The 13,907-nt window shown below is 64.2% G+C and carries 12 protein-coding genes; all 12 read right to left on the bottom strand.

Annotated elements, in window-relative coordinates:
• Positions 1-4: 4 nt before the first annotated feature.
• The 12 genes from ACYQ3G_RS04540 to ACYQ3G_RS04485 all read right to left on the bottom strand — a co-directional run bounded on the left by ACYQ3G_RS04540 (position 5) and on the right by ACYQ3G_RS04485 (position 13,860).
• The gene (locus ACYQ3G_RS04540; RefSeq protein WP_459822849.1) at positions 5-799 is read right to left on the bottom strand and encodes a phosphatidate cytidylyltransferase; all 795 of its coding nucleotides are present in this window, start codon (positions 797-799) and stop codon (positions 5-7) included.
• Positions 796-1,497 carry an undecaprenyl pyrophosphate synthase gene (gene uppS / locus ACYQ3G_RS04535; protein WP_459822846.1) on the bottom strand — a complete coding sequence of 234 codons (702 nt, stop codon included), beginning with the start codon at positions 1,495-1,497 and terminating at the stop codon, positions 796-798. Before uppS ends, ACYQ3G_RS04540 begins: the two co-directional genes overlap by 4 nt.
• Positions 1,498-1,506: 9 nt before the next feature.
• On the bottom strand, positions 1,507-2,061 hold the full coding sequence (gene frr / locus ACYQ3G_RS04530; protein ID WP_459822843.1) for a ribosome recycling factor: 555 nt from the start codon (positions 2,059-2,061) through the stop codon (positions 1,507-1,509).
• 1 nt (position 2,062) lies between these two features.
• Positions 2,063-2,782, bottom strand: coding sequence for a UMP kinase (gene pyrH / locus ACYQ3G_RS04525; RefSeq protein WP_028576823.1), 720 nt, complete (start codon positions 2,780-2,782; stop codon positions 2,063-2,065).
• A gap of 176 nt (positions 2,783-2,958) precedes the next feature.
• Positions 2,959-3,762 carry a translation elongation factor Ts gene (tsf, locus tag ACYQ3G_RS04520; RefSeq protein WP_459822840.1) on the bottom strand — a complete coding sequence of 268 codons (804 nt, stop codon included), beginning with the start codon at positions 3,760-3,762 and terminating at the stop codon, positions 2,959-2,961.
• Positions 3,763-3,766: 4 nt separating this feature from the next.
• Positions 3,767-4,549 (bottom strand): 30S ribosomal protein S2, encoded by a 783-nt coding sequence (gene rpsB / locus ACYQ3G_RS04515; RefSeq protein WP_028576825.1) that lies wholly within the window; start codon positions 4,547-4,549, stop codon positions 3,767-3,769.
• Between the two features lie 129 nt (positions 4,550-4,678).
• Entirely contained in the window at positions 4,679-6,331 is a 1,653-nt protein-coding gene (locus tag ACYQ3G_RS04510; protein ID WP_459822837.1) for a ribonuclease J, read from the bottom strand.
• A 120-nt stretch (positions 6,332-6,451) separates the two neighbouring features.
• Positions 6,452-8,515, bottom strand: a complete 2,064-nt coding sequence (locus tag ACYQ3G_RS04505) for a methyl-accepting chemotaxis protein (RefSeq protein ID WP_459822834.1) — start codon at positions 8,513-8,515, stop codon at positions 6,452-6,454.
• 228 nt (positions 8,516-8,743) lie between these two features.
• On the bottom strand, positions 8,744-9,193 hold the full coding sequence (locus ACYQ3G_RS04500; RefSeq protein ID WP_028576828.1) for a 4Fe-4S dicluster domain-containing protein: 450 nt from the start codon (positions 9,191-9,193) through the stop codon (positions 8,744-8,746).
• An 11-nt stretch (positions 9,194-9,204) separates the two neighbouring features.
• The gene (locus tag ACYQ3G_RS04495) at positions 9,205-11,292 is read right to left on the bottom strand and encodes a molybdopterin-dependent oxidoreductase (protein ID WP_459822830.1); all 2,088 of its coding nucleotides are present in this window, start codon (positions 11,290-11,292) and stop codon (positions 9,205-9,207) included.
• Positions 11,293-11,529: 237 nt separating this feature from the next.
• Complete coding sequence (locus tag ACYQ3G_RS04490) at positions 11,530-12,951, bottom strand: SH3 domain-containing protein (protein WP_459822827.1); 1,422 nt, start codon at positions 12,949-12,951, stop codon at positions 11,530-11,532.
• 45 nt (positions 12,952-12,996) lie between these two features.
• The gene (locus tag ACYQ3G_RS04485) at positions 12,997-13,860 is read right to left on the bottom strand and encodes a YitT family protein (protein WP_459822824.1); all 864 of its coding nucleotides are present in this window, start codon (positions 13,858-13,860) and stop codon (positions 12,997-12,999) included.
• Positions 13,861-13,907: the final 47 nt, after the last annotated feature.

Below are 13,907 nucleotides of genomic sequence, written 5' to 3'. Positions count from 1 at the left end.
CACGCTAGGCGAAAAAGGGAAAAAGCGCAGCCAGGCCGCAGTAGAGCGGCAGGGTGAAAAGCAGGCTGTCGATGCGGTCCAGGATGCCGCCGTGGCCGGGCAGGACCCAGCCCGAGTCCTTGATGCCCTGTCTGCGCTTTAAGGCGGACTCGAAGAAGTCCCCGGTCTGGGCGGCGATGTTGAGCCCGGCCCCGAGCAGGGCAAAGGCCTGCCACCCGGCCGTGCCGAAGGCGAGCCCGAAGGCGGTGCTGACAGCGACGCTCGCGCCCAGGCCGCCGATGCTTCCGGCCCACGTCTTTTTCGGGCTCACGGACGGCCAGATCTTGGCTCCGCCCAGATAGCTGCCCGCATAGTAGGCCCCGGTGTCGGCTGCGAAGGTCGTCAGCAGCACGAGGCCGATCTCCGGCGCGGAGACGGTGCGGAAGAGCCGCAGGATGAAAGGCAGGTACAGCAGCCCGGTCAGCAGGATCTGGCTGTCCTGCAAGGCGTCGGGGAAGCGTGCGCGGTCATGCTGGGCCAGGAACGCCAGAGCCATGCCGAGCATCGCCAGGCACGCCAGGGCGGTGCCGGACCAGGTCAGCGGCGCCCAGACTAGCCCCAGGGCCAAGAGCGTCCCGCCGGCCTTCCAGGCGATTTTTTCCCGCAGCGGCCAGAACATGGCGTAGAATTCCAGAAGACCCAGGCAGGCCACGGCCGCGATGGCCAGGCTCAGGACCGGGTCGCCGCTGAAAATGGCCCAGCCCAGAAGCGGCAGCAGGATGACCGAGGTCAGCACGCGTTGCAGATGGGCGCTTTTCATGCGTTCTGCTCTCCGGTCGTCCCGAACCGGCGCTGCCGCGCGGCGTAGTCCGCCAGGGCGGTCTGGAGTTCGGGACCGTGGAAGTCGGGCCAGGCCACGTCCGTAAAGTAGAGTTCGCTGTACGCGCTCTGGAAGAGCAGGTAGTTGCTGAGGCGCAACTCGCCGCTGGTGCGGATGATGAGGTCCGGGTCGGGCATGCCGGCGGTGTAGAGTTCCGCGGCGAACACGTCCTCGGTCAGATCCTCGGGCCGGACGCCCTTGCGCAGCACGGCCTGGCAGGCGCGCAGAATTTCAAGCCGTCCCGAATAGTTGAGGGCCAGGTTCAGGTTCATGCCCGTGCAGCCGGCGGTCTTGTCCACGGCGTGGCGCAGGACCTGCCTGGTGGCCATGGGCAGCTCGTCCATCTCGCCCAGGACGTTCAGGCGGATGGACTGCTCCAGCAGGGACGGCAGTTCCGCGCTCAGGAACTCCCGCAGCAGGTTGAAGAGGAAGCCGACCTCCTGCTTGGGCCGCGACCAGTTCTCCTTGGAGAAGGTGTAGAGGGTCAGGTAGGGGATGCCGAGTTTGCGGCATTCCCGCACGATCTCCCTGGCGGTCTCGGTGCCGGCCTTGTGCCCGGCGCTGCGGTCCAGGCCGCGGGCCTTGGCCCAACGGCCGTTGCCGTCCATGATGATGGCGAGATGGGTGAGCGGTGGCATGAACTGGCTCTAGATCTCCATGATTTCCTTTTCTTTTTCGGCCAGGGCCGCGTCGGCCTTCTTGACGAAGCTGTCCGTGGCCTTCTGCACCTCGTCCTGGGCCTTGTGCAGATCGTCCTCGCTGATCTCCTTGGCGGTCTGCATCTTCTTCAGGGCCTCGTTGACGTCGCGGCGCACGTTGCGGATGGCCACCTTGGCCTCCTCGGTGTACTTCTTGGCCATCTTGACCAAGTCCTTGCGGCGTTCCTCGGTCAGGGGCGGGATGTTGATGCGGATGGCGCGGCCGTCGTTGATGGGGGTCAGCCCGAGGTCCGACTTCATGATGGCCTTCTCGATGTTGCTGAAGGCGTTGCGGTCCCACGGCGAGATGGAGATGGTCCGGCTATCGGGGATGGACACCGAGGCGACCTGGTTGAGCGGGGTCGGGGTGCCGTAGTACTCGACCCGGATGTTGTCCACCAGGGCCGTGGAGGCGCGTCCGGTGCGCAGTCGTGAAAAATCCTTCTCCAGGCTGTCGATGCTCTTCTGCATCCTGCTCGTGCAATCCTTGATATGCTTTTCCATGTCATTCTCCTTGAACGATGGTTCCGACTTCCTCGCCCCGGACCACGCGCTGGATGTTGCCGGGCACGAAGAGATTGAAGACGCCGATGGGGAGCTTGTTGTCCATGCACAGGGATATGGCCGCGGAGTCCATGACTTTCAGGCGGCGCTGCAGCACGTCGATGTAGGTCAGACGGTTGAACATGACCGCGTCGGAGTGCTTCTCGGGGTCCTTGTCGTACACGCCGTTGACCCGCGTGGCCTTGAGGATGGCCTCGCACTTGAGTTCCATGGCCCGGATGACCGCGGCGGTGTCCGTGGTGAAATAGGGGATGCCCGTGCCCGCGGCGCAGATGACCACGCGGCCCTTTTCCAGGTGGCGGATGGCCCGGCGGCGGATGTAGGGCTCGGCCACTTCCTTCATGTCGATGGCCGTCATGACGCGGGTCGTGACGCCGAGCTTCTCCAGGGCGTCCTGCACGGCCAGGGCGTTCATGACCGTGGCCAACATGCCCATGTAATCGGCCGAGGCGCGGTCCATGCCCTTGGATGAGACGGACACGCCCCTGAAGATGTTGCCACCGCCGATGACAAGGCTGAGCTGCACGCCCAGGGAGGCCGCCTCGACCAGCTCGCTGCAGATGGACTGGATGGTCGCGGGCTCGATGCCGAACCCCTGTTCTCCGGCCAGGGCTTCTCCGCTCAGTTTGAGCATGACTCTGCCGTATCGGAGCTTGTCCATATGTTTCTTACCTCGTGCTGAAAGGTGAACGAAAAGGAGGCCGGGATGCCCAGCCTCCTTCTCGAAAAAAGTCTATAGCCATTTCGGAGGGCCGGCGCAACAGGAGCCGGGCGCGTCCTGCCGTCATGGCCGGGGGCGGCGGATGGGCCAAAAAAAAGGGCCTTGCGGCCCTTTTTTCATGCGCCAATCGCGAACCGGTAAAACCGGGCGATATCTGCGTTCTTCCCGAGAAGATCCTTGATGGTCTTCTTGTCGTCCTTGATGAAGACCTGCTCGCGCAGGCAGACTTCCTGATAGTACTTGCGAATGCGGCCTTCGACGATCTTTTCGGCGATCTGGGCCGGCTTGCCTTCTTCCTTGGCCTGGTTCAGGTAGATTTCCTTTTCCTGGGCCAGGGTTTCGGCCGGGATCTGGTCCGGGCCGACGCACAGGGGATTGGCGGCCGCGACCTGCATGGCGATGTCCTTGGCCAGCTCGGGGGTGGCCGCGCCGGTCAGTTCGACCAGGACGCCCAGCTTCTTGGTGGAGTGGACGTAGGAGCCGATGACGCCGTCGCCGCTCAGGGCCACGTATGCCAGGCGGCCGGTCTGCATGTTCTCGCCGATCTTGCCGATGAGGCCGGAGAGGTCGGTGGCCTCGGCGGGCAGGGCCTCGATGTCGTCCGTCTTCTTCTCCATGGCCAGCTTGGCGAGCCCTTCGGCGAAGGCGATGAACTCCTCGTTCTTGGCCACGAAGTCGGTCTCGCACTTGAGCTCGCTCATGGCGGCGGACTTGCCGTCGTCGGCGATGACGACCGTGATCAGACCTTCGGAGGTGGCGCGTCCGGCCTTCTTGGCGGCCTTGGACAGGCCTTTCTCACGCAACCAGGCGATGGCCTTTTCCTCGTCGCCGTCGCACTCGCTCAGGGCCTTCTTGCAGTCCATCATGCCCGCGCCGGTGCGGTCGCGCAGGTCCTTAACCATTGCTGCGGTGATGCTCATATCGTTATACCTCTTCGTCCGTTTCGGCGGATTCGATGTCTTCGGCGACCGGAATTTCAACTTCGGCGGTCTTTGCTGCCTTGGGCGCGGGGGTGGTGTCCTTGGCGCTGGCCTGGCCTTCGACGCAGGCGTCGGCCATGGCGGCGGCGAAAAGCTTGATGGCGCGGATGGCGTCATCGTTGCCGGGGATGATGTAGTCGATCAGGTCGGGGTCGCAGTTGGTGTCGACCACGGCCACGATCGGGATGCCGAGCTTGCGGCATTCCTTGACCGCGATCTCTTCGCGGTGCGGGTCGATGATGAAAGCGGCCGCCGGGGGCTCCTCCATGTCCTTGATGCCGCCGAGCGTCAGGTTCAGCTTGGCGACCTCGCGCTCCATGCCGACGATTTCCTTCTTCAGGAAGCGGTTCACGGAGCCGTCCTCGAACATGGCCTCAAGCTTCTTCAGCCGGCCGATGCTGGTGCGGATGGTCTGGTAGTTGGTCAGGGTGCCGCCCAGCCAGCGGTTGGTGACGTGGAACATGCCGCAGCGCTCGGCTTCGGCCTTGATCACGTCCTGGGCCTGCCGCTTGGTGCCGACGAAGATGATCTTGCCGCCGCGGGCCACGGTTTCGGCGATGAAGTCGTGGGCCTTGCGGTACAGCTTCACGGTCTGCTGCAGGTCGATGATGTGGATGCCCTTGCGAGCGCCGAAGATGAAGGGGCGCATCTTGGGGTTCCAGCGGCGGGTCTGGTGGCCGAAGTGAACTCCGGTCTCCAGCATCTGTTTCATGGATACGTAAGGCATGGTTGATCTCCTTGGTTTTTTTCCTCCGCCCGCATGAGCCCGGATGGGCCAAACCAGAGGCGCGGGCGTGTGGAGTGTTTGAGAACTGCAGTCCGTACGCGAAGCTGCAGGATTAGGCAAGGGAAAAAATCAGACCCTGGCCACGAGGGGGATGACGATGGGGTCGCGCTCCAGGACCTTGCGGAAGAAGCGGCGCAGGGCCGACCGGATGCGTTCCTCCAGCTTATAGGCCTCGCAGTTCGGATTGCCCTCCATGACGTCGAGGATGATGCACTTGGCGTCCTCGAGGATGTGGGCGAAGTGCTGCTCGAAGATGAAACCCTTGGACTGGATGCTCGGGCCGAAGACGATGGTCCCGAACTCGTCCTGGACCAGCAGGACGACCACGAGGCCCTCGCCGCCCAGAATCTGGCGCTCCTTGAGCACGCTCTGCCCCACGTCGCCCACGCCCTTGCCGTCGACCAGGATGGACTCGGCGTTGACGGCCTCCTCCAGCCGGATGCCCGCTGGAAAAAGGGTCACGGGCTGGCCGTTTTCAAGGATGATGGCCCTCTCGGGGGCCACGCCGTGGGACACGGCCAGTTCGGCGTGCTTGAAGAGGTGGCGGTACTCGCCGTGGACCGGCACGAAGAATTTGGGCCGGACCGTGTCGAGCATGATCCCCAGCTCTTCCTGATGGGCGTGCCCCGATGCGTGGATGGCCTGGACCTTCTCGTAGAGAACGGTCGCCCCCTGGCGGTAGAGGTCGTTGATGACCCGCGTGATGGCCCTGGTGTTGCCGGGGATGAAGCGCGAGGACATGATGACCGTGTCGCCCTTGTGGATGTTGATCTGGCGGTGCTCGCTGCGGGCCACGCGGCTCAGGGCCGAGAGGGGTTCGCCCTGGGAGCCCGTCAGCAGGATGACGATGCGGTCGTCGTCGAGGTAGGCCAGTTCCTCCATCTCGCAGGAGTTCTCGCGGTTGAAGCGCAGGTGCCCCAGCTCCCTGGCCGCCTCGATGTTGGCCACGAGGCTGCGGCCCGTGAAGGCGACCTTGCGGCCGTGCCTGGCGGCCAGGTCGAAGATCTCCTGCATGCGCTGGATGTGCGTGGCGAAGAGGGTGACGAGGATGCGGCCTTTGGCTCCGGCGAAGACCTCATCCAGCCGGGCCTGGATCTCCCGTTCCGTCAGGGAGAACCCTTCGCGTTCGACGTTGGTCGAGTCCGAGAGCAGGAGCGTCACGCCGTCGCGGGAAAAGTCGGAGAAGGCTTCGAGGTCCGTGGCGTGGCCGTCCAGGGGGTTACGGTCGATCTTGAAGTCGCCGGTGTGCACGATGCGCCCGACCGGGGTCTCGATGCCCAGGCCGTACCCTTCGATGATGCTGTGGCAGACGGGGATGAAGGTCACGGCGAATTCGCCGAGGTCCAGGCGCTCCCGCGGCTTCACCGGCCGGAGCGCGACGTGCGACTCGAGGTTGCGCTCCTGCAGGCGCTTCAGTGCCAGGCGCAGGGTGAACTCGGAACCGTAGAGCGGGGTGTCGTGCAGGTAGGGGGCGATCCAGGCCAGGGCGCCGATGTGGTCCTCGTGGCCGTGGGTCAGGATGATTCCCTTCAGCTTGTGGCGGCGGCTGACGATGAAGTCCATGCGCGGGATGACCACGTCCACGCCGTAGAGGATGACGTCCGGGAACATGAGCCCGCAGTCGATCAGGATCATGCTCTGCTCGGTCTCCAGGGCCATGCAGTTCATGCCTATTTCGCCCAGTCCGCCCAGGGGCGTCAGGGTCACGTGCGCTTCGGACATCAAGGGGCTCCGATGGTTATGAGGTTCCGTTTTTTGAGGAAACTAAGGGAAGAGGGGGGCGAGGACAAGGCAAAAAAAAGGGCCGCCTGGAGAGGCGGCCCGGAGGGGGGCGTCTGCACCCTAGATCTTGAACTTCCCGACCATGGTGTCGAGCTCTTCGGCCAGCCCGGACAGGCCCCGGGCGTTGTCGTGCACGGCCGCGGCCGTGGCGGCGACGTCGCCGGAGACCTCCCGCACCTTGCCCACGTCGCGGGCGATCTCGCGGACCGCCGTGTCGGTGTGGGCCACGTTCTCGTTCACCTGCTGCACGCCCACGGATGCCTGACCGACGTTCTCGGCGATGTCCTTGGTCGTCACGGACTGCTCCTCCACGGCCGCGGCGATGGTGCCGACGATGGCGTCCACGTCGCCGATGACCTCGGTGATCTGTTCGATCTCGCGTACCGTCTGGCTGGTGGCCTGCTGGATGCCCTGGATGCTGTTGCGGATTTCCTCGGTCTCGCGGGCGGTCTGCTGCGCGAGCTCCTTGATCTCGTTGGCCACAACGGCGAAGCCGCGTCCCGCTTCGCCGGCTCGGGCCGCCTCGATGGTCGCGTTGAGGGCCAGGAGGTTGGTCTGGGACGAGATGGCCATGATGGACTCGGTGATCTTGCCGATGTCCCGCGTCGCGGCGCCGAGGTCGCTGACCTGGGTCGTGGCCTTGTCCGCCGCTGTCACGGCCTGCACGGTCATGTCCTTGGCCTTGCCCGTGTTCACGGCGATTTCGGAGATGGTGGCGCTCATCTGCTCGGAGCTGGCGGCCACGGTGCCGATGTTGACCGCGTATTCTTCCATCGCCGCGGCCACGGTATTCATGTTGGCGCTCATTTCGTCCGTCGATGATGCGGCGTCGGACGCCGAGCGCGTCATGACGTCGGAATACTCCCTGAGGCCCCCGGCGAGTTGCAGCAGCCCTTCGGAGGCCCGTGCGACCTGTCCGGAGTTGCGGGCGACTTCGCCCAGGATGTTGCGGATCTTGTCCAGGAGCTTGTTGAACCACGAGCACAGCTCCCCGATTTCATCCCTCGACTTCACGGTCAGGCGGTCGGTGAGGTCGGCCCTGTCTTCGGTGATGTCCACGATGCGGGACATCATGTCGCCCAGGGGCCGGACGATGAGGCGCTGCAGGACGAAGGAGCTGACCAGTCCCGCGGCCACGAGGATGAGGCCCATGAGGGCCAGGATGTAGAAAGCCACGTCGTGGATGGCGGCGGTCCAGGACGACGCGTCGAAGGCGTAGACCAGCACGCCGACCTGGGTGCCGGCGTAGTCGTTGACCGGAAAGGCCGCCAGGGCCATGTCCCCGAAGCGCTGGTAGGCTGTGCCCTTCTGCCCCGCAAGCAGGAAGTCGGGGGTGACGAGGCCTTCGACCCGCCCGTCCTCGGTCGGCGTCACAAGCACGAACTTCCCGCCCACCACGGGGTTCTTGTCCGGATTCTGCAGTTCCGTGGCCACGGAGAGGTTTTCGGCGTTCATGTAGACTGCCATGCTCCGGCCTTCCCCGGAGGCCGCCCCGGCGATGACGGACTCGAAGGATTCGAGGGTCTCCACGGATCCGAGCTGCCTGCCGCTCGCGTCCTTGACGGGGGCGATGCCCCGGATGGCGAAGCCGCCGCTACCGACCTCGATGCCCCGCAGGGGCTTGCCGTCGGCGTTGACCTGCATGACCGTCTGCCGAAAACTCGACAGGTCGTCCGAGATGTCCACCCACTCACCCTTGCGTTTGGTCTGCTTCTCGCGCCACAGGCGCACGAGGCTGCGCGCCGGCGGGAGGTGGAAATGCAGTTGCATGGCCTTGCCCGAAACCTCCTTGAAGCCCGAGAGGTCGTCGGACAGCAGGGCGCGCAACTCTTCCCTGGCGCGCTGCAGGGTGGGGTCGCTTTCGTTTTCGAGGTTGCCGAGGTGGGCGAGTTCGAAGGCCTGGATGACGTCCGTGCGGCGGGAAAAAAGGGCGGCCTTCTCCAGGCCCTGGGCCGCAAGCGTCTCGATGGCCGTGTTGACCTCGCGCGATTTCTCTTCGGCGATGGAGCGCAGAAGCTGCCCCTGGAATTCGGTGAGTTGGCCGCGGATGAGCAGCGCTCCGGCAAGCCCGAGACAGACCACTGTCAGGAAAAGCGGGAGTACGAATTTTGTCCTGAGTTTCATACAGTTCTCCATAAAGCAAATTCTGCTCCAAAGCATTGACGCATAGGAGGTGAATCGTCACATATCATGGCAATTTTTCGATATCAACTTTTGAGCAGAAATAAAATCTTGTCTACGAATAGGAATTGATATGCATAGGATGCATTGATTAATTGTCGAGAAAATAAAGAAAAAAGCCCCGGGATTGACTCAATCCCGGGGCGCTTGTGCGACAAGCAGAGTTTTGAGCTATTTTTTTCGTTCAAGACACAGCGCGTGTGTCGTGCATGCAGTCACACAGGCTGGTTCGAGTCCTGCGTCGAGCCTGTCCATGCAGTAGTCGCACTTCCCGACGACATTCTCCTCTTCATGCAGAACGGGAATGTTCCATGGGCAGGCGGAGATGCATGATTCACACCCGATGCAAAGCTCCTTGATCACGTAGACCAGGCCGTCGGATTCTCTGCGCACCATGGCCTGCGTAGGGCATGCCGCGACGCACGCCGGATCTTCGCAATGGTAGCAGCTGCGGAAGGACGCCTTCATGACGATTTTACCGTCCTTGAATTCAGGAGCTCCGGATGTATGCACGGCGTACTTGATGCCGACGGGATTGTTGTTCTTGACCTTGCAGTGCACCTCGCAGGCTTTGCAGTGGATGCAACGCGACTTGTCCAATTTCATTCTGTATTTGCTCATCGTTGCCTCCCCTAGATTTTGCGCACGCCGACAAAGTGTTCCTGCATGGACAGACATCCGCCGCCCTTGTCCCAGGATTCAAGACCGCCAGGCATCAGTTCGTTGTCGGATGCGCCCTTGCCGATGGCCCTGGATTCGGGCGGCAGCTTGTGGCCGAACCCGTGCACCATGAACAGGGCTTCGGGGTGGACGCATTCGGTCACGAAGGCCTTGAGCTTGCCGGTCTGCCCTTTGCCCGAGAAAATCTCGACCATGTCGCCATCGGCGATGCCCAGCTTTTCGGCGCGGCTGGGGTGAATCCAGGCCGTGTTTTCAGGCATCTGCTCGGCCAGCAGCGGGTTGTTCACGGTGTGCCCCTGGGTGTGGACGCCGACTCGGCCGAAGGCGATGCGGAACATGCCTTCGGGCGGGCTTGCCGGCGAGACGTACGGGGGAAGGGTCTCGTGGCCGGCCTTGGCCCACTTGCCGCTGACCATCTCGATCTTGCCCGAAGGCGTCGGCAGCTTGATCTCGGACATGGGGCGGTAGAGGGGCTTGTCGGCCAGTTCCACGAAGCCCTTGGCGTCGAAGTCCTCGATGGTCACGCCCGTGTCCTGGAGCTGGTAGTTCCAGATGTCCTCGATGCTGTCGAAAGCCAGGCCGTCGACGCCCAGGCGTTTGGCCAGACCGCAGAGGATTTCCCACTCGGCCTTGGAGTCGAAGGTGGGTTCCTGGGCCCGCTTGCGCACGAAGAACTGGGGCTTGAGACCCGACTTTCCGGCGATGATGCTTTCCCGCGCCAGGTAGGTGGACAGGGGCAGAACCACATCGGAGTGCCAGGCCGTGTCGGACCAGGAGAAGGTGACGCTGACCAGCAGGTCGAGCTTTTCCCATTTCTTCTTCACGGCCTCGGGGTCCGGCATGGCCATGAGGGGGTCGTGGCGGAAACACAGGTAGGCCCGGATGGGGTACGGCTCGCCCGTGACGATGGCGTCGTAGGCCAGGTTGACGAGGCCCGGGCCGGCGTCGAACTGCGGGTACTTCCAGCCCACGCCGTCGGCGCGCTTCTCTTCGGGTTTGGGGAAGAGATCCACAAGCTTCTTGAGGCCTTTGCGGCCCACTTCCTTGGCCGTGTTGACGAAGGGCAGGCCGCCCTTGGCGCCGAAGGCCCCCAGCAGGGCGTTGATGATGTAGGCCGTGCGGCAGACCTGGAAGGAGTCGTTGTAGCGGGCGACCATCCAGCCCGGATGCCAGATGACGCTGGGCGCAGCGGCGGACAGCTGGCGGGCCAGATCGCGGATGCCCTCGGCCGTGGCGCCGGTCTCGGCGGCGGCCCACTCGGGCGTGTAGGGTTTGACGAATTCCTTGAGGCGGTCGAAGCCTTCCACGAACTGCTCGACGTATTCCTTGTTGTAGAGGTCGTCGTAGATCAGGGCGTGGATGACGCCCAGGTTGAAGGCGTAGTCCGTGCCGGGGCGGATCAGGAAGAAGTTGTCGGCCTTGCTCGCGCTGACCGTGCCGCGGATGTCGATGACGGTCAGCTTGGCCCCGCCGGCGATGCCGTCCAGAGTCGCATTGACCTCGGCGACGTTGATGGCCTCCATGATGTTGCGGGTCTGGAGGATGATGTGCTTGGCGTTGCGCAGGTCATAGGCGACCATCTTGCGGCCCACGCCGATGACGGACTGGGCGCCGTGCTGCACGTTGCGGGCGCAGGACGCGTCGTGGTTGCAGTAGTTGGGCGATCCGATGCCGCGCATGAACGCCTGATGCAGGTCGGGGAAGGGGCCGCCGCGGTCGGACCAGAGCACGGAACGCGGGCCGTGTTCGGCCATGATGCCTTTGAGCTTGTCGGCCACGTAGTCCAAGGCTTCGTCCCAGGACACGGCCTTCCACTTGCCTTCGCCGCGTTCGCCCACGCGGATCAGCGGCGTCTGGGGTTTTTCCGGATCCTGCTCCAAGGCGATGCCCGCAGCGCCGCGGGCGCACAGTCCGCCTTTGAGGGGGGAAAATTCGTTGCCCTGGATGCGCGCGGCCTTTCCGTCCCGCACGTCCACCTGGATGGGGCAGCGCACGGTGCACATGCCGCAGACACTGAACACTGATTTGGTTGCCGTCATGGCCTTCTCCCGGTGCTAAAGCGCGAAGCACGAATACGCAGGCCTCGCTGGGGTTTTCACGATATGATTTCTCGTCACTAACTCCAGACGGCTTTTCTGCAAAACGGAGGGCCAGAAAGTTCATTATTTCACAAGGCAAAGTGGGTGCGTCGTGCGCGCATCGGCCGCGGGCGGCTTCGCTTGTGCCAAAAGTGCGCAATCAGCCCGAGTCGGGCATGGATCGAACCGGCAGGAGCCTTACGGCGCAGACGGCCGGGGCGTTTCCGTGGCCACGTCGGCGCCGAGGATGGCCATTCCGCGGATGCGGTCCAGAAAGGCGCCCCACCTGACGTCCGGTCTGTCCTCACCCGGCCGGAGGGTCGAGATGGCGAGGCGGCCGATGACGGCTCGTCCTGTCCCGCCGTCTGGCAGGACGGTGCGTACTCCCCAGATGTTGTGCAGCAGCAGCGGTTCGCCACGCGGGTCGGTGCCCAAGTAGAGCCCGATGTGGCCCGGCATGGAGATGAGCGAGAGGAACGGTTTGCCCTGGCTGCGGATGGTCGAGAGCTTCTGCTCGGCGTTCAGGCTTTCGAGGCTGATCTGGCGTTCGCCTTGCCTGGCCTGCTGCGACGAATTGCGCGGCAGCCAGATGCCGAAGGGCAGGAACAGGTCGCGCAGGGTGGATGAGCAGTCCCGGTTTTCATACAACCCGCCCCAGCCGTACAGCTGGCCTGCCATGGCGTCGGCCAGGCCCGCCACCGCGCGCGATGTCAGGGGCAGGGGCATGGGAGCGGCCTGCAGCGTTCCGAGTTGGGCCAGCCCCATTTGCGCCCTGCCGTCGGCATCGCGCAGTGGGACTTTGACCACGAGGTCCTGGCCCGTGCGGGCATGCAGGGGGAAAATGGCGCCGATATGCGCCTGCCCGAGATATCTCCCGTCTCCGATGAGCGGCGTGTCGTCCGCGCGCACGGCGGCCATGACCCGCGTGCGGTAGCCTTTGCGGAACGGTTCGTCGGTCAGGGCGACATCCTCGTGGCGCACCCAGCCGGAGGTGAAGGGCGTCTCCACATAGACCCAGGCCCGGTCCCGGGATTCGTGGGAGATGAAGACCGGCGTGCCCAGCCACAGGGCGCTGTTCTGGAAATAGTCGAAGGGAAAGCCTTCTCCCGGCAGGGATGGGTCCAGGAAGAACGGGCGCAGCGACGGCAGGACGCGCAGGGCCGTGTTGCGCGTGACGATGGCCGGGGCGGCCATAGACGGGTAAAAGGCCATGTCCTGCAGGGCAACCACGGTTTCCCAGCGCTCCCTGGGATAGGGCTGCAGGTTTTCGGCATAACCCTGCTTGGAACCGTAGGCGGCCGTGCCCCAGAAGGCCTCCTTGGCCGGGATCGACGTTCGGGCCAGGTCCCACGGGGCGAAAAAGCGCTCCAGGGCCCGCTCATGCAGGACGATCTGCTCTGCAAGCCCCAGGAGCGGTTTGTCCGACAGGGGAACCGCCTGGCCCACGCGCTGAGGAACGTGCAGGAGGACTTCCGGCACCGTCTCGGGCAACGTCGGGATTTCCGCCTGGACCGGGGCCGGGGGTTGCGGTGGCTGGGGCGCCTGTTTGGCGGCGCAGCCGGTAAGGGCCGCAACGGCCGTGCACGCGGACAGCAGCCAGAGGCCGAGGAGACGCTTCATGCATCGCATCCTTGTTCGAGGTGTTGCTCGGCGGGTTGCGCGGTGTCAGTACACCTTGCGCCGTGAAAACCCTTTGCCGATGACGTTGAACGTGTTTTCGAAAATGACGAAGGCGTCCGGGTCCAGGGTGAAGATCAGCTCTTCGAGTTTTTTCTGCTGCACGTTGTTGACCACCGTCATGACGACCTGCTTCGGCAGGCCCGTGTAGCCGCCTCGTCCCTCCAGCAGCGTGACTCCCCTCTGGGCTTCCTTCATGATGGCGTCGGCGATGCTCCGGGCGTGCTCGGAGACGATGAAGACGAGCTTGCGCTGGTTGAACATGCTCAGGACGTAGTCCGTGACCTGCCCGGTGACGAAGACGAGGATCAGGGAATACAGGACCAGGTCCGGGTCCATGAGGGCGAAGCTGGCCGTGAAGAGGGCGGCGTTGAAGAGGAAGCTGATCTGCCCGATGCGGAAGCCGAAGCGCTGGTGCAGGATGATCCCGATGATGTCCAGCCCCCCGGATGAACCGAAGGAACGCAGGCTGATGCCGACGCCCGTGCCGGCCAGGATGCCGGCGGCGATGACCGCCAGGAGCCGGTCGTGGACGGGCAGGGTGAAGGTGATGAGTTCCATCCAGGCCGTGATGGCCAGCATGCCGTAGGCCGTGTAGAGCACGAAGCGACGGCTGACCATGATCCAGCCGAGCACGGCGATGGGGATGTTGAGGATGAGCAGCCAGACGCCCGGGGTCAGGGTCTTGGTGAAGTAGAAGATGAGCAACGCGATGCCCGAGACGCCTCCGGTCAGGACGCCGTGGGGCACGGCCAGGGATTTGATGCCCAGGGCGAAGAAGAAGCTGCCGACGGTCAGCAGTGCCAGGTTCCAGGGGATGGAGAAGGCGAAGCGCCTCAGGTTCGCGTTCATGCGCCTGAGCTTGCATCGTTTCGGGGAAATGTCCATACATGAACGCA

The organism is Desulfomicrobium salsuginis (assembly GCF_054657795.1).
Note: the sequence above shows the minus strand (reverse complement) of the source record. Positions and strands in the feature narration are given on the sequence as shown.